We start from the raw sequence: 20771 nt of genomic DNA on the forward strand, positions 1-20771 counted from the left end.
GGTTTACGCTGGCTCGATCTGAAAAAATGCCCGGGTTGTTGAAAAAGCCGCCGCCATGCACTCCTCGGGCGACTGTTGCCGGCACGCTGCCACCGCTTGTGCGATATGGGGTAAATACGCCGGTTCATTGCGGCTGGACTTGGGCTTGGGCCGCAGATCGCGCGGCAGCAGATAAGGACAGTCCGTTTCTATCATCAGCCGGTTGCCCGGAATATGCCGCACGATATTGCGCAACTCGGTGCCCCGGCGCTCGTCGCAGATCCAGCCGGTGATACCAATGTGCAGATCCAGCGCCAGGCAATCTTTCAGCTCCTGCTCACTGCCGGTAAAGCAATGCAGCACCGCCGCCGGCAGTTTATCGCGCCAGGGTTTGAGTATCGCCAGAAAGCGCTCATGAGCATCCCGGCAATGCATGAACACCGGCTTTTTCAGCTCAGCCGCCAGCACCAAATGCGCCTCAAAAACAGCTTCCTGCTGTGGGCGGGGCGAAAAATCACGGTTGAAATCCAGACCGCATTCGCCAAGCGCGACCACAGCCGGATCGGCCGCCAGTTCGCGAATCGCGGGCAGAGAGAAGTCCGACACCGATTTGGCATCGTGCGGGTGCACACCAGCGGTACTGAAGCAGTAGCCCGGCCACTGATGCGCCATCGCCAGCGCCTGCCGGCTCTCATCTTCACTGGTGCCGGTCAGGATCAGGGCGGTAACACCAGCCTGCTGCGAACGGGCGATGACAGCTTCCCTGTCTTTATCAAAACGGCTGTTGGTCAGGTTGACGCCAATATCTATCATCACTGTGCTATCCGCAGAAAAAGAACCCCATTCTACACACCGGGTGGTGACAAAGAAAAACCGCGGAAACAAAAACAGCCGCACCGGGCGGCTGTTTTTCAGCAATCAGTCAGCAAAAAGCGACTTAATCTTCTTCGGACGGCGCCTGCTCATTGGCGCGAATATAGAAGCGCGAGAAGAACAAGCCGACCTCAAACAGCAGGCACATAGGAATCGCCAGCAAGGTCTGGGAAATAATGTCCGGCGGGGTCAGCAGCATACCCACAACAAACGCCGCCACTATGATATAGGGCCGCTTCTGGCGCAGGCTCTGCGGATCGGTCGCGCCGGTCCAGCACAGCAGAATAATCGCCACCGGAATTTCAAAGGCGATACCAAACGCCAGGAACAGCGCCAGGACAAAGTCCAGGTAACTGGCGATATCGGTCGCCACCTGCACCCCTTCCGGGGCTATGCTGGTAAAAAAGCCGAACACCAGCGGGAACACCACAAAATACGCAAAGGCCACACCGCAATAGAACAGCAGAGAGCTGGAAAACAGCAGCGGCATTACCAGCCGGCGCTCGTGCTTGTATAAACCCGGCGCGACAAACGCCCAGATTTGATACAGGATCAGAGGCACGGCCAGAAACACAGAGGCGACCAGCGTCAGCTTGATCGGCGTAAAGAAAGGAGAGGCCACATCAGTGGCAATCATGCTGGTGCCTTCCGGCAGTCTCTCCACCAACGGGGCCGCCAGCAGACTGTAAATGTCATTGGCAAACCACACCAGGCAGAGAAACACCACCAGGACACTCAGGATAGAACGGAGCAGCCGGTTACGCAGTTCCAGTAGATGACTGAACAAGGGCTGGGTGTCTTCCACACTCGACATGAGGCGTAATTAATCCTGTTTTTGCGATGAAGTTGGATGCGGCTGCACCGGGTCATCCTGATGATAATCCGCCGGCGGACGGTCATCTGCCGCCGCACTTTCAGGCGTGATCTGAGGCTCAGAGTCCGCCTTAGCGTAAGGGCGTTGCACCGATGCCGCGGCCTCTTTCAGCTCGTCGACTGACTTTTGCAGCTCAGGAGACAGATCTTTCATGCCCGCCTGCTCGGCCTTTTTCAAGTCCTGCTGCAGTTCGTGAATTTTCAGTTCCTGAGACAGCTCAGTCTTCACCGCACTGGCCATGTTTCTGGCCGCATTGACCCACTGCGAGACTGAACGTATCGCCACAGGCAGCCGCTCCGGTCCAAGAACGACCAGACCGACTATGGCAATTAATATCAGCTCCCAGAACCCGATATCAAACACGCGTTAAACCTGCTCTTTATCTTTTGGGTTTTTCTGTGGCTCAGCGGCCTCTTTTTTATCCGCCAGCGACTTTTGCTCAAAATCGGCATCGGCCTTATTTTTCGCTTCGTCGTCGTCACTCAGGGCTTTTTTAAAACCTTTGACCGCCGACCCTAAGTCACCGCCCATTGAGCGTAACTTTTTGGTCCCGAATAATAAGACGATGATCAGGGCAACGATTAAGAGTTGCCAGATACTGATTCCACCCATGTTTACCTTTCCTCAATAAGATTCATAAAACGCGGTGCCACACAGCAGCACAGCCGTTATTTTGTGTAAGCCCGCCAGCCAAACAGCCAGCACATCGCACCAGCTGTGGCCGATACGACCGGATAAACATCCACCTGATTACTAAAAAGTATGGCAGAGCATATAATCAGCGTCGCCCCAACCCCAAAACAGAACCTGGCCTGGGCTTGCTGACGACGGCTGGTCATGAAATTGTCGTACAGTTTATCAATCCGCTGATTCATCACCTTGCCCTGGCGCAAACTGTCATATAGAAGTTCCGGCAATTCAGGTAATTTCTCGGCCCAGAAAGGCGCCTTGTCCCGTACCGCACCAATAATGGCCTGCGGCCCGACCTGACGCGACATCCAGTCTTCCAGAAACGGCTTAGCGGTATCCCAGAGATCCAGCTGCGGATACAACTGCCTTCCTAACCCTTCAACATACAGCAAGGTTTTTTGCAGCAGCACCAGCTGAGGCTGGACTTCCATATTAAAGCGTCGTGCCGTATTGAACAGGTTCAGCAGCACGTGGCCAAAGGAGATATCTGCCAGCGGTTTCTCGAAAATTGGCTCACACACGGTACGAATCGCAAATTCAAATTCGTCGACATTGGTATCGGGCGGCACCCAGCCTGAATCCACATGCAGCTCAGCCACTTTGCGGTAATCCCGGTTAAAAAACGCCAGCAGGTTTTCCGCCAGATAGCGCTTATCTTCACGATTCAGGGTACCCACGATACCAAAATCCAACGCAATCCACTGTGGATCAACCGGATTCTTGTGCGACACAAAAATGTTGCCCGGATGCATATCCGCATGAAAGAAACTGTCACGAAAGACCTGAGTGAAGAACACATTCACGGCTTTTTCCGACAGCAGCTTCATGTCTGTGCCGTTGGCTTTCAGTGCCTCGACATCAGACACCTGGATACCATAGATACGTTCCATGACAAGAAGATTACTGTGCGAATAATCGGTAAACACTTCAGGTACATAGAGTGAATCGCTGCCCTCGAAGTTGCGTCTTAGCTGAATGGCATTAGCCGCTTCACGCATCAGATCCAACTCATCGAGCAAGGTTTTTTCATATTCCCGGATCACTTCCACCGGTCGCAGGCGACGCGCCTCGGGCATAAAGCGAGACAGCAAACGGGCCATGCGATACATGAGTTTGATGTCGGCCTGAATCACAGGCAGGATGTCCGGGCGGATCACCTTGAGCACCACTTCCCGGCCGCTCTCTTTCAGTGTAGCAGTGTGGACCTGAGCAATGGATGCCGAGGCCAGCGGCGTCTGGTCGAAATCGGCAAACCAGGTATCCAGCGGCCCGCCTAACGATTTTTCAATCTGCTTTCGGGCCAGGGCGCCGTCAAAAGGGGCTACCCTGTCTTGCAGCAACGCCAGCTGATCAGCAATGTGCGGCGGAAACAGGTCACGTCGGGTCGACATCATCTGACCGAACTTCACCCACACCGGCCCCAGCGTTTGTAACGCCAGCCGCAAACGCTCACCCAAAGGTTTGTCCGGATGCTGGTTACGGATCCAGAACAGGCTTTTTCGCATCAGTTTCGGCAGCCGGGTACGCGGATCGTCCGGCAATAAATCATCCAGCCCGTATCGCAGCTGGACGGCAGTAATCTGGTATAGGCGCTTAATTTCGGAAAAACGGCTCATGGGCTATCAGGACGGGCTAGTGGGTTGCGCCAGCCGTTCAGCCAGCTTGTGAATCCGGGCTTCGAGACGGGCCAGTTGTGAGGCGGCTTCGTCGACCTGGTCGGCAAAATGGGCAATTTCCAGCGCCGGCGGCGCCAGTCGCCATTCTTCAGTGACGATTTCGCCCAGATCGCGGCGGCGCTCACCCAGCAGGTGCTGCAGTCCCGCCAGCTTGTGCCGGGCACCGCTCACGACTGTATGGGCAACCACATCCCCGCTGTAACGAGATAAACGTTCCGCCACATCCGGCTTCAGGCCACTGAGCAGTGCGGAAAACTGCTGGGCGAGCTGAATATCCCCTTCCAGTGCCAGTTTATCGGCTTTGATCAGCTGGGTGAGATTGGCCTGCTCACGCAGTTCAGGCAGCGCGGCCAGACTCAGGGCCAGGCGGCAGTCCGCCTCGCCTTCATAGGCGGCCAGCACATCTATTTGCTGACTGAACACAAAGAACAGCTGCTTGCCGAAATCATTTATCTGCACGCTGATCACTTTGCCACGCAGACGCGCCAGACGACGCTGACTGGCCTCTTCATCTTTCAGCAAAGCATTCAGGGCGGTTTCCACCACTGCGGTGACTAAAGCATCAACTGGCATCCGGACCTCAGAATTTATAACCACGGTGCAGGGCAACAATGCCGCCCGTCAGGTTATGGAAGCGGGTTTGCTCGAAACCGGCTTCCTGCATCATAGTTTCCAGTGTGGCCTGATCCGGGTGCATGCGGATAGATTCGGCCAGATAGCGGTAGCTGTCAGCATCACCCACTACCATTTCTCCTACTCGAGGCAAAACATAGAACGAATAGGCGTCATAAACTTTTGACAGCGGCTCTATCACTGGCTTGGAGAATTCCAGCACCAGCAGGCGACCGCCTGGCTTGAGCACGCGAAACATCGAACGCAGTGCTTTGTCTTTGTCGGTGACGTTGCGCAGACAGAAACTGATGGTAATGCAGTCAAAGTAGTTATCCGGGAACGGCAGCTCTTCGGCATTGGCCTGCACATAGGCCACGTTACCGACGATACCGCGATCGCGCAGCTTGCTGCGGCCCACTTTGAGCATAGAGTTATTGATGTCAGCCAGCACGACCTGACCGTCTTCACCGACCATACGCGAGAACTTGGCCGTCAAATCGCCAGTACCGCCACCCAGATCCAGCACCCGCTGACCCCGGCGTACGCCGCTACAGTCCACAGTGAAACGCTTCCAGATACGATGGATACCCATAGACATCAGGTCGTTCATCAGATCGTATTTGTCCGCAACCGAGTGAAACACTTCCGCGACCAGCTGTGCTTTCTCATCTTTAGCGACCTCGCGGTAGCCAAAATCAGTGGTATTTGTGGGTTCAGTCATGCTCGTTCCATCAATTCTCATCTAATTGCCGTAGTTTACTTGAAGCGCTAAGGTGTGTCATTCACCGTCTCGGTCAGCCTGTGGGCAGTATCACTGTCACGCTGGGCCTGCTCGGTCAGCGCCTGGGGTAAATCCCGTTTCACTTCAACGCCCAGTTGCTTAAAGCTTTCAGCCTGACGGATAATATTGCCCCGTCCGGTCGCCAGCTTGTTCATTGCCCCCTGATAGCTCTGGCTGGCTTTCTCCAACGCCGAGCCGACATTGTCCATGTCGGCCACAAACAGCCTCAGCTTGTCGTACAGCTTGCTGGCCCGTTCCGCTATCTGTTTGGCATTCTGATTTTGCCTTTCATTGCGCCACAAGTTATTGATGGTGCGCAAAGCCACCAGCAATGTGGTCGGACTGACCAGCATAATATTGCTGTCCATGGCATCGCGGATAAGCGTAGAGTCAGCTTCTACTGCGGTCTGGAACGCCGGCTCAACCGGTATGAACATCAGCACATAATCCAGACTGCGGACGCCGTCCAGTTGATGGTAATCTTTGCGGCTCAGACCACGGATATGGCTGCGCAAAGAGACCAGATGGTCGCTGAGGGCCTTGTCGCGCTCCTCCTGGCTTGGGGCATGAAAATAACGCTCATAGGCGACCAGCGACATTTTGGCGTCGACCACTACGTCTTTATCCTGCGGCAGGTGTACTACCACATCCGGCTGATAGCGCTTACCGCTGTTGTCTTCCAGATTCACCTGAGTGTGGTATTCGTGGCCTTCCCGCAGACCGGACTCACTCAGCACCCGCGCCAGCACCACTTCGCCCCAGTTACCCTGCGCTTTGTTATCACCTTTCAGCGCTTGGGTCAGATTGACGGCCTCACGAGCCATCTGTTCATTCAGCTGCTTCAGACTGTTGATTTCATGGACCAGCGTATGCCGCTCTCTGGCCTCATTGCTGAAACTGTCGTTGATCTGCTTGCGAAAACCTTCCAGTTGCTCCTTGAGCGGACTGAGCAGGCCATCCAGACTCAGCTTGTTCTGCGCGTCCACGCTGCGGCTTTTTTGTTCGAACAGCCGGTTGGCCAGACTTTCAAACTGCTGCTGAAGCCGGTTCTCGGCATTTTCCAGCAGGGTAATTTTTTCCTGCGCGGCCTTTTGCTCTTCACGGTAACGGGTTTGCAGCTCACGCAAATCGGCAGCCAGGCCGGATTCCGCCTGGCGGGTTGCCTCCAGGCGCTCAGTCAGTTTCAGGTTTTCCTGCCTTAACGTTTCCAGGTAACGCAGTTTTTCTACCGCCGCCGCCAGCCGGGCGTGCATCTGCCGCAGTTCATTACTGAGGCGATCACGCTCGACATCCAGGCTATCGAGTTCCTGTTGCTGCTCTTGCAGATCGTGACGGAGTTGCAGCTCCTGCTGCTGGGCCAGCCGGGTTTCTGCTGCCAATTGCTGCTGCCAGATCGCCGCCTGCTGCCGTAAACGTCCCTGAAACCACAGGGCCGTGGCACCGCCGGCGGTCGTCGCACCGGCAATCGCTGCCGCCAGCCACTGGCCGTTATCACTGAGCCATTCACCCATCATAGATCTGTTTCCTGCATGCTTTTGTATTTATACAATAAGGCTAAAAAGATACTGGATAAATGTCCAGATATTGTCATCAATTAAGGCACGCTGATACCGAATTTCAGACTGGCTGAGTAAGCGCAAATGGCATAAACTGGCCCCTTTATGACGGGCAGCGCTTCACCCTGCCAGTCACACTGACACCAGCAGCAGGAAGCCGCAGTATGCAGGAAAAGAAAGCGATCGGGTTCGGCCTCGCCGCCGTGCTCTTATGGTCGACCGTCGCCACCGCCTTCAAGATTACCCTCGATTACTTTTCGCCGATCCAGATGGTGGCGGCGGCCAGTTCGGTATCAGCCATCGCCTTGCTCGCCATCGCCGGTTATCAGGGCAAACTGAATCAGCTGTTACCTACCCTGCGCACCCGACCGCTGTATTACCTGATGCTCGGATGGATCAATCCCTGTATCTATTATCTGGTGCTGTTTAAAGCCTATGATTTACTGCCGGCCTCTCAGGCCCAGCCGCTTAACTACAGTTGGGCCATCACGCTGACACTGATGGCCGCCCTGTTCCTCGGCCAGAAAATTCGCCCGCAGGACTGGGTGGCCTGCTTATGCGGTTACCTGGGTGTGGTGGTGATTGCCACCAAAGGCGACATCATGGCCTTGCAGTTCGACAGCCCGCTGGGTGTGGCACTGGCGCTGGTGTCCACCCTGCTGTGGGCGCTGTTCTGGATTATCAACACCAAAAACCAGGCCGATCCCGTGGTCAGTGTGTTGCTGGGCTTCGTGCTGTCGCTGCCTTTCTCCATCGGTTTGAGCTTGTACATGGGCGGCTGGCAGCCCATTCCGTGGCAAGGCTGGCTGGCGGTCAGTTATGTCGGCCTGTTTGAAATGGGAATCACCTTTGTGCTCTGGCTCAATGCCATGAAGCTGACTCGCAATACCGCCAAACTGAGCAATCTTATTTTCCTGTCACCTTTTATCTCGCTGATCCTGCTGGCAACCATTATCGGTGAAACCATTCATCCGGCGACCCTGGTCGGGCTGGTGATGATCATCATAGGCCTGCTGATCCAGCAATGGCGGGGCAAAGCCAAAGCCAACGACGCCAGCGCCTCCTGCTGATTATCTGCAAACGAAAAAAAGCCTGTCACAGCAGTGACAGGCCAAGCGAGAGTTCAAAAGGGTTGTCGAGACCCAGCGCCTTTTTCAGGCGTCTAGTTATGAGCTAAAAATCTGACGCATACGGTTAATCCTGCGCTGGTGCCGGATGCCACTGGCGGCCTTTACGTGATAACAAAATCAGCAGTCCGGGTAACAGCAGCAACATCTGAAAGGTCAGCAATAATGGCGGGGACAACTCCATCCGCTGGGTCAGACTGACCATCAGGCCGGCACCGCTCATCTGGAACAGACCCAGCATTGCCGCTGCGGTACCCGCTCTGTCACCGAATGGTGCCAGCGCTTTACCGGCCGCCGAACCGAGCACGAAGGCAAAACCAAATGAGCTCATAAATATGGGCACCATAAAGGCCCATGCCGCTGAGATATCTTTCAGTGCCAGCATCATAACGCCAGAGATCACCAGCATCGCCAGCCCCGACATCAGGGTGCGGCGGGTACCCATCTTATCCATACATTTCGGCGCTACCATGCAGGCAATAATGTTCAGCACCGCATTGACACCAAACCAGGCCGTAAACTGTCCCATATCCAGACCCAGATGCACCATCAGCCACATAGGCGCAGAGGTCACATAAGCCAGAATTACCGCCATTGCCAGCATAGACATTGAGGCATGGAAGACAAAAACCGGCTCACGCAGGACAGAAAAGTAACGTGACGGACTGAACATCGCGCCGCTGACAAAGGTCTCCGCCGGACGGGTTTCACGGAAAAACACACTCAGCAGGCCACCGGCCACCAGCGCAAACCCGGCCATAAAGCTGAAGTTAGCGCGCCAGCCAAACTCATGGGTCAGCCAGGAACCCAATAAAGGTGCCAGTGCCGGAATAAAACAAATCGCCCCGTTCAGATAGCTGATCATCCGGCCACTGCGTTCAGGACCAAAGCTGTCACGGGCTGCCGCAAACGCTGCCACTGAAGTGGCGCAAGCGCCGAAGCCCTGCAGAAAACGCGCGAGCAGCATGATATCCAGCGACTGGGCGGTATAAGCCAGTGCCGAGCTGAAGGCGTACACGGTGACACCGATCAGCGCAATCGGGCGACGGCCGAAACGGTCTGCCAGCGGCCCGGCAAAAACCTGTCCCAGTCCTAAACTGAACATGAACCAGGTGACGGTATCCTGCACCAGAGTCGGGTCGACGGCAAAACTGTCAGCCATAGCAGGCAAAGCAGGCAGATAAATATCGATGGCCAGCGGGCTGAACAGCACCAGCAGGACCATTAACGCCACAATACGGCGGTGAGACGTTGTCGTTTCAGGCTTCATTCACTCGGTTTCCTATCAGAAGACGGCGCCAGTCTACGGCCTTAGTGATATGAATCAAAATGGTTTATATTCACTACTAAAATTCCATATCAGAATATCACTGCTAAAGTAACGGACTTATTATGACTGTTGATAAATTAGCCCGCCTCGATCTCAACCTGCTGGTTTGCCTCCATGTCCTGCTGCAGGAATGCAGCGTGACCCGGGCAGCCCAGCGTTTATTTCTCAGCCAGTCGGCGGTGAGCAAAAGCCTGGCCAGGCTGCGCGAGCAATTCGATGACGCACTGTTTGTCCGCAGTGCCCACGGCCTGCTGCCCACCCCGCGCGCCAAAGTGCTGCAGCCAGTGCTGGAAAAACTGCTTCAGGATATTGAAAACCTGACCGAACCGACTGAGTTTGTACCGCAAAACAGCCACCGCCACTTCAAAATGTCGCTGGTAGAGAGTGCCTATCCGCTGTTAATGCCGCGTTTTCTCGGCGAAATCTTCAGTCAGGGACCCAACATACTGCTCGATACCCATGCCTGGGAGCCGGACACCTTCGACAAGATGCTGCGCGGGGAAATCGACTTCGGCATTACCGGCAAGGATCTCAATCCACACGACGCCCAGCTCACCCTGATGCCGCCCAAAGGGATCATTTTTCAGGAACTTCACCGCGATACCCAGCGCTGTATTGTTCGCCCCGGCCACCCAGTGCTGGCGCTGATTGAGCAGGGCGAGTGGACTCAGGCCAACTATCTGCTGCAGCGCCATATTCAGGTGCGCTGCGGGCGCGATGACCGCTGGCTGCTGGATTACAAGCTGGCGGAACAAGGCTTGCAGCGCGACATCGCCATGTATGTGCCAGACTTTAATAGTGCCGCCAGCTTGTGTACCCATACGGATCTGATTTTTACGGCACCGAGCCATTTTGCCGACTATGTCGCCGCTCAGCTCAACCTGGTGGTGCTGCCGCTGCCCACACCGCTGCCGGCAATGGCCTACACCCTGTTCTGGCCACAACATCAAGAGAATGATCCTGGCCATTGCTGGTTACGCCAGATAATCATTAACGGATGCCGCGAATTGTCCAGTCGATAATTGCAGCCTCTCATTAAAAGCGCTACCGTTACCGGATCGGCCTGCTGCTGCCGTCAGGGTGACCAAGGGGCAGGTTTAGAGCATCCCCATTCGGATGACAACAACAGAAAGGAATATAGACAGATGCAATCAGTGATCTCACAACGCGTGGCACAGATTCGCCAGTGGCTGGAAGCGGAACAGCTTGACGCCCTGGTGATTCCGCATGAAGACGAATACCTGGGCGAATACATTCCCGAACACAACGAGCGCCTGTTATGGGCCACCGGATTTACCGGTTCTGCCGGCGCAGCGGTGATCGGCCGTGACAAAGCGGCTATGTTCGTCGATGGCCGCTATGTGGTTCAGGTTCGCAAGCAAGTGCCGGGCGATGTGTTTGAATACCGTCATCTGATCGAAGAGCCACCAATGCACTGGGTGCAGGAGCATTTGCCTGCTGGCAGTAAAATCGCAGTTGATCCCCGGCTGCACAGCGGTGCCTGGCTGGCACGCGTCCAGCAACATCTCGACAAAGATCAGCAGCTGGTGCTGATCAGCAGTAATCCGATCGACGACCTGTGGCACGACCGTCCGGCCCCGACTCTGTCCGATGCCAGACTGATGGGCCTGGATTTTGTCGGCCAGAGCAGCCAGGACAAACGTGCCGGCATTGCGACCAGCCTGCAGAAACAAAAAGCCGATGCCGTACTGCTGACCCAGCTCGACAGCATCGCCTGGCTGCTCAACGTGCGCGGCAGCGATGTGCATTGCCTGCCGGTACTGCTGTCAGCAGCGATTGTGCATCAGGATGCCAGCGTCGATTTCTTTATCGATCAGGCCCGCCTGCCTGCTGAGTTTGCGGCGCATGTTGGTGAAGGTGTCCGCGTTCAGGCCCCTGAAACCCTGAAAAATAGCCTGACAGTCCTGAGCGGCAAGCGGGTGCTGCTTGATCCGGCCACCAGCAATGCCTGGGCTGGGCAGACACTGCGCGACGCCGGCGCGGTTATTATCGAAGGGGCTGATCCCTGTATGCTGCCAAAAGCCGCGAAAAACCTCACCGAAGTGGCCGGTATGAAAGCCAGTCACATCCGCGATGGTGTCGCCGTGTCCAGATTCCTGGCCTGGGTCGACCGTCAGGTGGCGGCCGGCAACCTGCTGGACGAAGCAACACTGGCCGATCAGTTGTGGCAGTTCCGCATCCAGGATCCGAGCTGCACTGACGTCAGCTTTGACACCATTTCCGCGGCCGGCGGCAACGCTGCCATGTGTCACTACAACCACAACAACCAGCCTGAGCCGGGCGTTCTGCAAATGGACAATGTCTATCTGGTCGATTCAGGCGGTCAGTACCCCGACGGCACCACAGATATCACCCGCACCATTGCCATTGGCAATCCTGATGCCGAAGTGAAGCAAACCTTCACTCTGGTTCTGAAGGGGCATATCGCTCTGGCGACCGCCCGCTTTCCCCGCGGCACGACAGGATCTCAGCTCGATGCCCTGGCGCGCCAGCACCTGTGGGCCCATGGCTTTGATTTCGACCACGGTACCGGCCACGGTGTCGGCCATTTCCTGAACGTGCATGAAGGGCCGCAGCGTATTTCAAAAGCACCGAATCCGACCGCCCTGCTGCCGGGTATGGTGCTGTCCAACGAACCGGGTTACTACCGTGCCGATGCTTTTGGTATCCGTATCGAAAACCTGGAGCTGGTGGTAGAAGTGGCAACCGAGGGCGACATGACAGTACTGGGCTTCGAGTCGCTGACCCGTGCCCCGATTGACCGCCGCCTGGTGGATCTCAGCTTGATGACAGAGACAGAGCTCGACTGGCTGAACCGTTACCATCAAACCGTGTTCGATGTCATCAGCCCTTCTCTGCAGGGTGAGGATCTGAGCTGGCTGCAGCAAGCCACGGCACCGCTCAGTCGTTAACACTGAAATCTATTGATCTTCACACTCTCAGCCCGGCCATGTATGCGCTGGGCTTTTTTATCACTGTCAGGCCCACACTTCAGTTAATCAAACACATAAAAGCCAGAACACTAGTAACAACCACCACTATTGATTGTTTTCACAACATAATAATGCCGTTAGCATCCCCAATGAAATTATACTCACTAGAATTCATAAGGTTATGCTATGAAAAAATATGTTCTCTATGCGTTAGGCTGCTTATCTTTTGCCGCCTTCGCCAATACTAATCCGCACCTGGAAAGCTATACCAAATCGGTCAGCCAGACATTAAGCAAAGGCCAGCGTGTCAACTTTACCGTTAACTTTTCCCTGCCGCCTGCTGACCGACGCCATCTGGTCACGCTGGGTTTTGATAACAATCAACCCAGCGCTATGGACTGTACAATCAGTATTTACAATGCCGCCAGCCAGAGACTGCATTATCTCGACTGTCGTCCGGGCTGGGGAGAATTACATTTTGATACGCCAAACGAGTATTATCAGAATGGCTACCGCGCCGTTATTTCCCTCTATAACGCCAACTTCAGTAAGCCGAGCCAGCGCTTTGACGGTAACTTCCGCTTTAACTTTGGCGAAAGCAGCAGCATAGACAATGATCGCCTGCCTACCTGGTGGAAAAAAACCTATGAGGTTGTCGGGCTGGATGCCTATACCGACTACGATGGTGACGGCTTCACTCTGATGCAGGAATATTTCGGTAACAGTAAACCCAACGATGCCGCCAGCTTCCCGGATCACGATCCGGTGATCGATTTTGATGAGACACTGACCGCAGGCACCTCAATCTATGCCAGTTTTGGCACACCTGTGACCAAATGGCTGGAAATTACGCCCTACAACAATAAAAAAGTGAAGTCACTGGAATTGATCGTAGATACCACAGCCAATGCGCGTAATCAGTCTGTCGTGGCCTTCTTCTACAACGAGAACAATGAACGTATTTATCCCAGTTACCTGAAATATCCATCCGGGAATTTGTCTGTCTTTTTTGACCAGCCGGTTGAAGTGCAGAAGTTGAAGGTGGAGCTGACTGCCCGTCATTACTCCTCCAATATCACCGCCCGCTATGACGCCAAAGTCAATGCTGTCTTTACTGAATAAGTAACGTAAAAAATCAGGCTGATATCATTCATCAGCCTGATTTTGTCATCAACACAAACCCGAGTGCCAACTTAGAGCGGCAGTCCGGAATAGGCGTGATGCCAGTCTTTCCACACCACCTCAAAACCGTGCTGTTTCACTGCATCGGCAACATCAGCCACGGCACGCTCATCACTGATAGCAAACTGCTCCAGCTCAGGTTCATCATCGGCATAGCCGCCAGGCTGGGTTTTGGAGCCCGCCGACATACTGGTGATCCCTAGTGGCAACACATTATCGCGAAAATGCGGCGACTCCCGGGTCGACATGGACAACTCGACTTCAGAATTAAACAGCCGGTAGGCACAAATCAGCTGCACCAGCTGGCGGTCGCTCATCACTGACTTCGGCTCCAGCCCCCCCGTGCAGGGGCGCAGGCGCGGAAAGGAAATCGAATAACGGCTCTGCCAGTAAGTGCGTTCGAGATAATCCAGATGACTGGCGGTAAAAAAGCAATCTGTGCGCCACTCCTCCAGGCCTATCAGGGCACCAATACCGATTTTGTCGATCCCGGCGCGTGCCAGCCGATCCGGCGTTGCCAACCTGTATTCAAAATCCATTTTATTGCCGCGCAGATGATGCTTGGCGTACGTCGGAGCACTGTAAGTTTCCTGATACACCATGACCGCATCCAGCCCCAGGGTTTTCAGCTCAGCATACTCGTGCTGATCCAGCGGCTGGACTTCCATCGACAGATAACTGAAGTGGCGTTTAATCGCCGGTACACATTCGCGGAAATAGGCCATGCCGACCTTGCGCTCGTGCTCACCGGTGACCAACAGCACATTATCGAAGTTTAATGCCTTGATCGCTGCACATTCCCGCTCAATCTCGTCAAGATTTAACGTCCGTCGCTTGATCTTGTTTTCCATGGTAAAACCGCAATAGGTGCAGCTGTTGGCACAGAGGTTCGACAGGTACAAAGGGACATAAAACCCGATTGTCCGGCCAAAACGCTGCCGCGTCAGCGCGGCAGACTGCTGCGCCATCTGCTCGAGATACGGTTCCGCCGCAGGCGAAATCAGTGCTTTGAAATCTTCCAGATCGCGCTTTCGTCTACTGAGTGCCCGCTCGACATCTGCAGCTGTTTTACTGTAGATAGACATCCGGACATCATCCCAGTCCAGCTGCCGCCATACATCCACATAACTCATGGCGTCTCCTTACGCGCTGGCGTCTAAAAACGCAGTTAACGGGCTGGACGCCACGGCATGGCTGACTTTACCGGCCAGGCCGGCTTCGTACGCCATCCGGCCGCTCTCCACTGCCAGTTTAAAGGCCAGCCCCATCGCAACCGGATCCGCCGCTGCCGCAATCGCCGTATTCACCAGCACAGCATCTGCACCGCGTTCCATGGCTTCAGCCGCATGTGAAGGGGCGCCGATCCCGGCATCCACAATCACAGGCACCCGGGCCTGATCGATAATGATGTCGAGAAAATCACGCGATGCCAGTCCTTTATTTGAACCTATCGGTGCGCCAAGAGGCATCACGGCTGCACAGCCCACTTCCTCCAGCCGCTTACACAACACAGGGTCAGCATGGCAGTAGGGCAGCACAATGAAGCCTTGTTTGACGAGCGCTTCGGCTGCCGCCAGCGTTTCAATAGGATCCGGCATCAGGTATTTCGGGTCTGGATGGATTTCCAGTTTCAGCCAGTTTGTTCCCAAAGCTTCACGGGCCAGCTGCGCGGCAAAGATCGCTTCTTTCGCATTCTTGGCCCCCGAAGTATTTGGCAGCAGGTTGACCCCCGCTTCGCGCAGCGGGGCAAGAATGTCGTCATCACGGTTATCAATATCCACCCGTTTCAGTGCCATGGTCACCAGCTCAGAACCGGATGCTAGAATTGACTGTGCCATTATGTCCCGGCCGGCATATTTGCCCGTACCGGTAAAAAGTCGGGATGAAAAGGTTTTATCGGCAATGGTCAGCATGTCAGCCTCCTGCTATCGCTTGAAACAAGGCGATTTCATCGCCGTCATTGAGCCGCTGATCGGCCCAGAACTCGCGACCCAAAATGGCCTGATTGAGTGCAACGGCCGTCGCATCCAGCGGCATGGTCAGTTGCTCCAGCAACTGTTGCAGCGAGCTTTCCGCCGCCAGCTGCATGGCTTTATCGTTCACCAGAACGGTTATTGTGGTCATAAAGATTCCTTACTGCATACAGGACATTGAGGGTTGGCTGGCAAGGTAAACTGCTGCCATTGCAGGCTGAGGCCGTCGAACTGGCGGAACTGGCGGACACAGAGATCACCGCTGTCGGTGATGGCTTTCACCGCCTGCAGCGCCTGAAAGGTTCCCATAATGCCGACAACAGGCCCGGCAATACCTGTCTCACTGCAATTTTGCGGTGCTTGCATTTCCCCCTGAGGAAATAAGCAGTGGTAGCAAGGCCCCTGCTGTGCGCGAAAATCAAAGCTCATCAGCTGTCCCTGCCAGCGAATCGCCGCGGCAGAGATCAGCCGCTTGCCGTGTTCAAAGCAGGCCTGATTAATGGCATGCCGGCTGACAAAGTTATCGGTGCAATCAAGCACCACATCAGCCAGACTGATTTCCATCGCCAGTTGCAGCTTGACCAGTCTGGCCGTCACTGCGCGGGCACGGATCAGCGGATTGAGCGCTTTGACCTGCGCCACGGCGGCCTGCGCTTTGCTCTCACCCTGATTATCATCACGGTAGATAATCTGGCGCTGGAGGTTAGAACGCTCGACACGATCGCCATCGGCAATCACCAGACTGCCAACGCCCGCCGCCGCCAGATATAAGGCCGCCGGCGCACCAAGCCCGCCTGCACCGATAATCAGCACTCTGGCTTGTTGCAGGGCCTGCTGGCCCTGCTCTCCGATTTCCGGTAGCTGTACCTGGCGCTGATAGCGCAAAAAAGACTCGTCTGTCAGCATGACTACCTCACCAGCTTGTCAGCAAATGCCGCCAGTGCCTGCTCGGTATCCTCAGCGGCTGTAACGGCACGCACCACTGCCACACAGGACACGCCTGTCTGCCAGACATCCGCAACATTGGTGAGATCAATACCACCAATGGCAACGGTCGGGTAACGGCCAGCCACAGTATTCAGGTGCTCTTTTAACTGGGCGACACCCTGTGGCGGAGTCGGCATGTCTTTGGTTGGGGTCGGGAAAATATGGCCGATCGCCACATAGCTGGGTGCCAGTGCCAGACCGCGTTGCAGCTCAGCTGCTGTTCGGGTTGACACCCCCAGCCGGATATCGGCCTGGCGCAGCGCATCAAGATCCGCGATATCCAGATCTTCCTGCCCCAAATGTACGCCGTAAGCACCGTGCCTGAGTGCCAGTTGCCAGTAGTCGTTAATAAACACCTGGGCGTTGTGCTCCCGGCCCAGACGAATCGCTTCAATAATCTGCGCTTCCAACTCAGGATGGGCCGGATCTTTGATCCGCAGCTGAACGGTTTTCACCCCCAGTGGCAGCAACCTGGCAATCCAGCGGACATGGTCAACAACAGGATAGAGCGGCCCGATGCCGCCCTCCATAACAGGAAATGACGCTTGCATCACATCACTCATGCCTGCTCTTCCTCATGGCTTTTTGCCTGATGGTAGAGCTCGCTGCCCTTGTCACGAAACTCCTCCGCTTTCTGGCGCATCCCTTCCAGCGGATCATCAAGCATTTGAATCACCTGGGCGTCTTCTTGCGCTTTAGCGTAGTCCCGCACTTCCTGAGAGATCTTCATGGAACAGAATTTCGGTCCGCACATTGAGCAGAAGTGGGCTACTTTGCCCGATTCCTGTGGCAAGGTTTCATCATGGAAAGCCCGAGCGGTATCCGGGTCCAGCCCCAGGTTGAATTGATCTTCCCAGCGGAATTCGAAACGGGCTTTGGACAGGGCATTATCACGCACCTGTGCGCCCGGATGTCCTTTGGCCAGATCAGCGGCGTGGGCACACAGCTTGTAGGTGATCAGACCGGTTTTAACATCGTCTTTGTTCGGCAGACCTAAATGCTCTTTCGGCGTGACATAGCACAGCATGGCGCAGCCAAACCAGCCAATCATCGCCGCGCCTATACCTGAGGTAATGTGATCATAGCCAGGGGCAATGTCGGTGGTCAGCGGGCCTAAGGTATAAAAAGGTGCTTCATGGCAGTGCTTGAGCTGCTCATCCATGTTCTCTTTGATCAGGTGCATCGGCACATGTCCCGGGCCTTCAATCATCACCTGGACATCGTACTCCCAGGCTACCTTGGTCAGTTCACCTAAAGTCCGCAGCTCACTGAACTGGGCTTCATCATTGGCATCAGCGACCGAGCCGGGACGCAGGCCGTCACCCAGCGACAGGGAGATATCGTATTGGGCACAGATCTCGCAAATCTCGCGAAAATGCTCATACAGAAAGCTTTCTTTGTGGTGCGCCAGGCACCATTTCGCCATGATAGAACCACCGCGGGAAACAATCCCGGTTACCCGCTTGGCGGTCATAGGGACAAAGCGCAGCAGCACACCGGCGTGGATGGTAAAATAGTCAACGCCCTGCTCCGCTTGCTCCAGCAAGGTGTCTCGAAAGACTTCCCAGGTCAGGTTCTCAGCAACACCGTTCACCTTCTCCAGCGCCTGATACATAGGGACAGTCCCGATGGGCACCGGGCTGTTGCGGATGATCCATTCGCGGGTTTCATGAATATTTCGGCCCGTCGACAAATCCATCACGGTATCGCCGCCCCAGCGGGTCGACCACACCAGTTTTTCTACTTCTTCTTCAATTGAAGAGCTCACGGCCGAGTTACCAATATTGGCATTCACTTTCACCAGGAAGTTGCGGCCAATGATCATCGGCTCGGATTCCGGGTGGTTGATGTTCGACGGAATAATCGCGCGGCCTTCAGCCACTTCCCTGCGCACAAACTCGGCTGTGATGTCTTTGGGCAGATTGGCACCGAAGCTGTGTCCCGGGTGCTGCTGGTTTAGCACCTCATCACGGTATTGAGCGCGGCCCATGTTTTCCCGGATCGCGATATATTCCATTTCCGGGGTGATAATGCCCTGCCGGGCATAGTGCATCTGAGTCACACATTGGCCAGCTTGAGCACGGCGTACACGGGCTCGGTGAGCAAAACGCAGATCTTCAAGTGTATCGTCGGCCAGACGCTCTTTGGTATAGGCAGAGCTCAGTTCATCAAGCAGTTCGGTATCGCCGCGCTCCTCGATCCAGCTTTCACGCAGTTTTGGCAACCCGTTATAGATATCAATAGATTGGTCAGGATCGGTATAAAAGCCTGAGGTGTCATAAACGCGAATCGGTTCATTAGGCTCAAAGATAGGGTTGTTCTTATCGCCACCGACCAGGGAATCGGCCTGAGCGATTTCACGCATACCAACACGGATATCATCCCGGCTGCCGGTGACATAGACTTTCCGTGAATTAGGGTAGGCTTGGGTGGTGAGTGAATCAATGAATTGTTTCGCTTCCAGTCTCGCTTGTTTGCGACTCGACATAGCAATTTCCTTTTTCAAAGTTAGGGAAGTTGCTTGACGGATGGGCGCGTAAACAAGAGGCGGACACATGTAGGGCGTGTCGCATCGTCTGATACAGCAGCAGTACAAATATGGTACAGCTAGGCAGATGATTTACTCTTGTTCCCTTCGCAGATACTAATCTGATCAGGTTCAACGGATCCCGCAATGCGGTCTCAGCCAGTTGGCACTCCGACAAGTTTCAGTCAAAGAGTATAAGGAAGCATCACCCTCTCAGCAAGTCGTCTTTTTCATCCCCACATCACTACAGCGTTTTCTGCTGGCAGATCAGCACATCACACTTCAGGTGTTGCGCCAGTTCATAACGTAAATCACCCAGCCAATGTATTCCGGGTTTGTAGTTACCCGTGATCACTAAATCGACTTTGATCGTCTTCCCCAGCGCAATCAGATGTTTGGCAACATCACCATCGGCCAGATGGATAGCCGCAATCGGATGCGGTGAGTGTTTTGCCAGAGCGGACAACTGAGCCATTCTTTTCAGCTCCTGCTCGTTATGCGCCTCGTCGAGTTGTAAATCGATATCCAGAAAGCTGACATTCCCTACACCAGGTTCTACATATGCCAGATGCAGATCCGCATTATTTTGCTCTGCAATCACGCCTGCTTTTGCAACCAACTGTTTTACATTCAAATCATCAGGGTTGATTGCCAGTAAAATGGTATGGTACATACCCATAATCACCTCTACTCCTGCTAGGATTAGTGCACAATGTAAACCTTCACGTGAAAAAGCAAGTCACTCTGTGGCAGCAGGATTTACTCATGCCTTTTTCACAATAGCATGTAATAACTTTGTCACCATCAGGGCTTTCTATGAACCAACTGATTATTCTGGGCTATGTTGCTATGGGCGGGGCGCTCGGGGCCTGTTCACGCTACCTGATTGCCGAGCTCTCTGTGATTTTATTAGGCAAGGGATTTCCGTACGGGACACTGGCCGTCAACATCACAGGCTCTTTGATTATGGGTATGCTGAGCTCAGCACTTAACCAGGGCATGATAGAAGCTACACCTTGGCGCCCATTGATTGGCATCGGTATGCTGGGTGCTTTAACAACTTTTTCCACATTTTCGATGGATAACCTGATACTGCTCCAGCAAGGCGCCTATATCAAAGCTGGCTTAAATATTATGCTGAACTTATCTCTGAGCCTATTTGCTTGCTTCGTTGGATTTCAGTTGCTTCAGCGTGGATAGGCGGATGAATTGCCTATTGCGTCTAAAAGGGAAGTGAGGTTCACTCCAAGCCCTAACATAGGCCTGTGAGTGAAATTGAGGCATAGAAACCCCGCCTGATGACGAGGCTTTATATTTGGCAGGGGATGACGGAGCGACCGGGCTGGCGTTCCAGCCGCCGACATCAGCGTATCATACCATTCTGGAAAATTAACTGGTCAGGTCAATCCATTGCCGCGAGCACATCTTTTTGACTCGCTGAGTGCATTGCAGAAATTGGTTCCATGCCGCGCAAACCTTATCAACAATATCGTCATAATCTCTGAAACTTTGATTGGCTAAACAGCGTTGTCTTAACCAACTCCATACCTGCTCTATCGGGTTAAGCTCAGGATGTAGTGGCATAGTTAATTTGGCCACCTGATTAGAGGTGATATCATCACCTCAGAAGTTAACAGGTGACACAATGAC

General features: G+C 54.5%; 21 protein-coding genes and 1 riboswitch. Of the genes, 5 read left to right on the top strand and 16 right to left on the bottom strand.

What is annotated here, in order from left to right:
- Nucleotides 1-3: 3 nt before the first annotated feature.
- From Q4491_RS14095 to rmuC, 8 genes are all read right to left on the bottom strand, one after another.
- Nucleotides 4-792, bottom strand: coding sequence for a TatD family hydrolase (locus tag Q4491_RS14095; RefSeq protein WP_303458311.1), 789 nt, complete (start codon nucleotides 790-792; stop codon nucleotides 4-6).
- A 124-nt stretch (nucleotides 793-916) separates the two neighbouring features.
- Complete coding sequence (gene tatC, locus Q4491_RS14100; protein WP_046221825.1) at nucleotides 917-1666, bottom strand: Sec-independent protein translocase subunit TatC; 750 nt, start codon at nucleotides 1664-1666, stop codon at nucleotides 917-919.
- Nucleotides 1667-1675: 9 nt separating this feature from the next.
- Nucleotides 1676-2089, bottom strand: coding sequence for a Sec-independent protein translocase protein TatB (gene tatB / locus Q4491_RS14105; RefSeq protein ID WP_192017392.1), 414 nt, complete (start codon nucleotides 2087-2089; stop codon nucleotides 1676-1678).
- Between the two features lie 3 nt (nucleotides 2090-2092).
- Nucleotides 2093-2338 (bottom strand): Sec-independent protein translocase subunit TatA, encoded by a 246-nt coding sequence (tatA, locus tag Q4491_RS14110; RefSeq protein ID WP_027251474.1) that lies wholly within the window; start codon nucleotides 2336-2338, stop codon nucleotides 2093-2095.
- A gap of 56 nt (nucleotides 2339-2394) precedes the next feature.
- Nucleotides 2395-4032: a ubiquinone biosynthesis regulatory protein kinase UbiB gene (ubiB, locus tag Q4491_RS14115; RefSeq protein WP_303458289.1), complete on the bottom strand. Its 1638-nt coding sequence runs from the start codon at nucleotides 4030-4032 to the stop codon at nucleotides 2395-2397.
- Nucleotides 4033-4038: 6 nt separating this feature from the next.
- Nucleotides 4039-4665: an SCP2 domain-containing protein gene (locus Q4491_RS14120; RefSeq protein WP_218386313.1), complete on the bottom strand. Its 627-nt coding sequence runs from the start codon at nucleotides 4663-4665 to the stop codon at nucleotides 4039-4041.
- A 7-nt stretch (nucleotides 4666-4672) separates the two neighbouring features.
- Nucleotides 4673-5425, bottom strand: a complete 753-nt coding sequence (gene ubiE / locus Q4491_RS14125; RefSeq protein WP_192017389.1) for a bifunctional demethylmenaquinone methyltransferase/2-methoxy-6-polyprenyl-1,4-benzoquinol methylase UbiE — start codon at nucleotides 5423-5425, stop codon at nucleotides 4673-4675.
- Nucleotides 5426-5472: 47 nt separating this feature from the next.
- A complete protein-coding gene (gene rmuC, locus Q4491_RS14130) occupies nucleotides 5473-6999 on the bottom strand; it encodes a DNA recombination protein RmuC (RefSeq protein WP_303458291.1) in 1527 nt (508 codons plus the stop codon).
- A 206-nt stretch (nucleotides 7000-7205) separates the two neighbouring features.
- Here rmuC and Q4491_RS14135 point away from each other — a divergent pair, with 206 nt between their 5' ends.
- The gene (locus Q4491_RS14135; protein ID WP_303458292.1) at nucleotides 7206-8111 is read left to right on the top strand and encodes a DMT family transporter; all 906 of its coding nucleotides are present in this window, start codon (nucleotides 7206-7208) and stop codon (nucleotides 8109-8111) included.
- Nucleotides 8112-8235: 124 nt separating this feature from the next.
- Here Q4491_RS14135 and Q4491_RS14140 read toward each other — a convergent pair whose 3' ends face one another.
- Nucleotides 8236-9438, bottom strand: a complete 1203-nt coding sequence (locus Q4491_RS14140) for a multidrug effflux MFS transporter (RefSeq protein ID WP_192017386.1) — start codon at nucleotides 9436-9438, stop codon at nucleotides 8236-8238.
- Between the two features lie 122 nt (nucleotides 9439-9560).
- Here Q4491_RS14140 and Q4491_RS14145 point away from each other — a divergent pair, with 122 nt between their 5' ends.
- The 3 genes from Q4491_RS14145 to Q4491_RS14155 all read left to right on the top strand — a co-directional run bounded on the left by Q4491_RS14145 (nucleotide 9561) and on the right by Q4491_RS14155 (nucleotide 13574).
- Complete coding sequence (locus Q4491_RS14145; protein WP_303458294.1) at nucleotides 9561-10520, top strand: LysR substrate-binding domain-containing protein; 960 nt, start codon at nucleotides 9561-9563, stop codon at nucleotides 10518-10520.
- A 123-nt stretch (nucleotides 10521-10643) separates the two neighbouring features.
- Nucleotides 10644-12431 carry an aminopeptidase P family protein gene (locus Q4491_RS14150; protein ID WP_303458296.1) on the top strand — a complete coding sequence of 596 codons (1788 nt, stop codon included), beginning with the start codon at nucleotides 10644-10646 and terminating at the stop codon, nucleotides 12429-12431.
- Between the two features lie 207 nt (nucleotides 12432-12638).
- Entirely contained in the window at nucleotides 12639-13574 is a 936-nt protein-coding gene (locus tag Q4491_RS14155; protein WP_303458299.1) for a hypothetical protein, read from the top strand.
- Nucleotides 13575-13645: 71 nt separating this feature from the next.
- On the opposite strand, the gene thiH is transcribed toward Q4491_RS14155, so the two are convergent.
- From thiH to Q4491_RS14190, 7 genes are all read right to left on the bottom strand, one after another.
- Nucleotides 13646-14767, bottom strand: a complete 1122-nt coding sequence (gene thiH / locus Q4491_RS14160; protein ID WP_303458300.1) for a 2-iminoacetate synthase ThiH — start codon at nucleotides 14765-14767, stop codon at nucleotides 13646-13648.
- A gap of 9 nt (nucleotides 14768-14776) precedes the next feature.
- The gene (locus Q4491_RS14165; RefSeq protein ID WP_192017381.1) at nucleotides 14777-15547 is read right to left on the bottom strand and encodes a thiazole synthase; all 771 of its coding nucleotides are present in this window, start codon (nucleotides 15545-15547) and stop codon (nucleotides 14777-14779) included.
- Nucleotide 15548: 1 nt separating this feature from the next.
- Nucleotides 15549-15758, bottom strand: coding sequence for a sulfur carrier protein ThiS (gene thiS, locus Q4491_RS14170; protein WP_218386323.1), 210 nt, complete (start codon nucleotides 15756-15758; stop codon nucleotides 15549-15551).
- Entirely contained in the window at nucleotides 15755-16513 is a 759-nt protein-coding gene (locus Q4491_RS14175; RefSeq protein WP_192017380.1) for a HesA/MoeB/ThiF family protein, read from the bottom strand. The genes thiS and Q4491_RS14175 overlap by 4 nt, the downstream gene beginning before the upstream one ends.
- Nucleotides 16514-16515: 2 nt before the next feature.
- Nucleotides 16516-17157 carry a thiamine phosphate synthase gene (gene thiE / locus Q4491_RS14180; protein ID WP_218386325.1) on the bottom strand — a complete coding sequence of 214 codons (642 nt, stop codon included), beginning with the start codon at nucleotides 17155-17157 and terminating at the stop codon, nucleotides 16516-16518.
- Nucleotides 17154-19082, bottom strand: coding sequence for a phosphomethylpyrimidine synthase ThiC (gene thiC, locus Q4491_RS14185; RefSeq protein WP_192017379.1), 1929 nt, complete (start codon nucleotides 19080-19082; stop codon nucleotides 17154-17156). Before thiC ends, thiE begins: the two co-directional genes overlap by 4 nt.
- A 125-nt stretch (nucleotides 19083-19207) precedes the next feature.
- Nucleotides 19208-19305, bottom strand: a riboswitch (TPP riboswitch).
- A gap of 60 nt (nucleotides 19306-19365) precedes the next feature.
- Nucleotides 19366-19800: a universal stress protein gene (locus Q4491_RS14190; protein ID WP_192017460.1), complete on the bottom strand. Its 435-nt coding sequence runs from the start codon at nucleotides 19798-19800 to the stop codon at nucleotides 19366-19368.
- Nucleotides 19801-19937: 137 nt separating this feature from the next.
- Here Q4491_RS14190 and crcB point away from each other — a divergent pair, with 137 nt between their 5' ends.
- On the top strand, nucleotides 19938-20321 hold the full coding sequence (gene crcB, locus Q4491_RS14195; RefSeq protein WP_192017378.1) for a fluoride efflux transporter CrcB: 384 nt from the start codon (nucleotides 19938-19940) through the stop codon (nucleotides 20319-20321).
- Nucleotides 20322-20771 lie beyond the last annotated feature (450 nt).

It is taken from the genome of Photobacterium sp. 2_MG-2023 (assembly GCF_030547675.1).
Taxonomy (GTDB): domain Bacteria; phylum Pseudomonadota; class Gammaproteobacteria; order Enterobacterales; family Vibrionaceae; genus Photobacterium; species Photobacterium arenosum.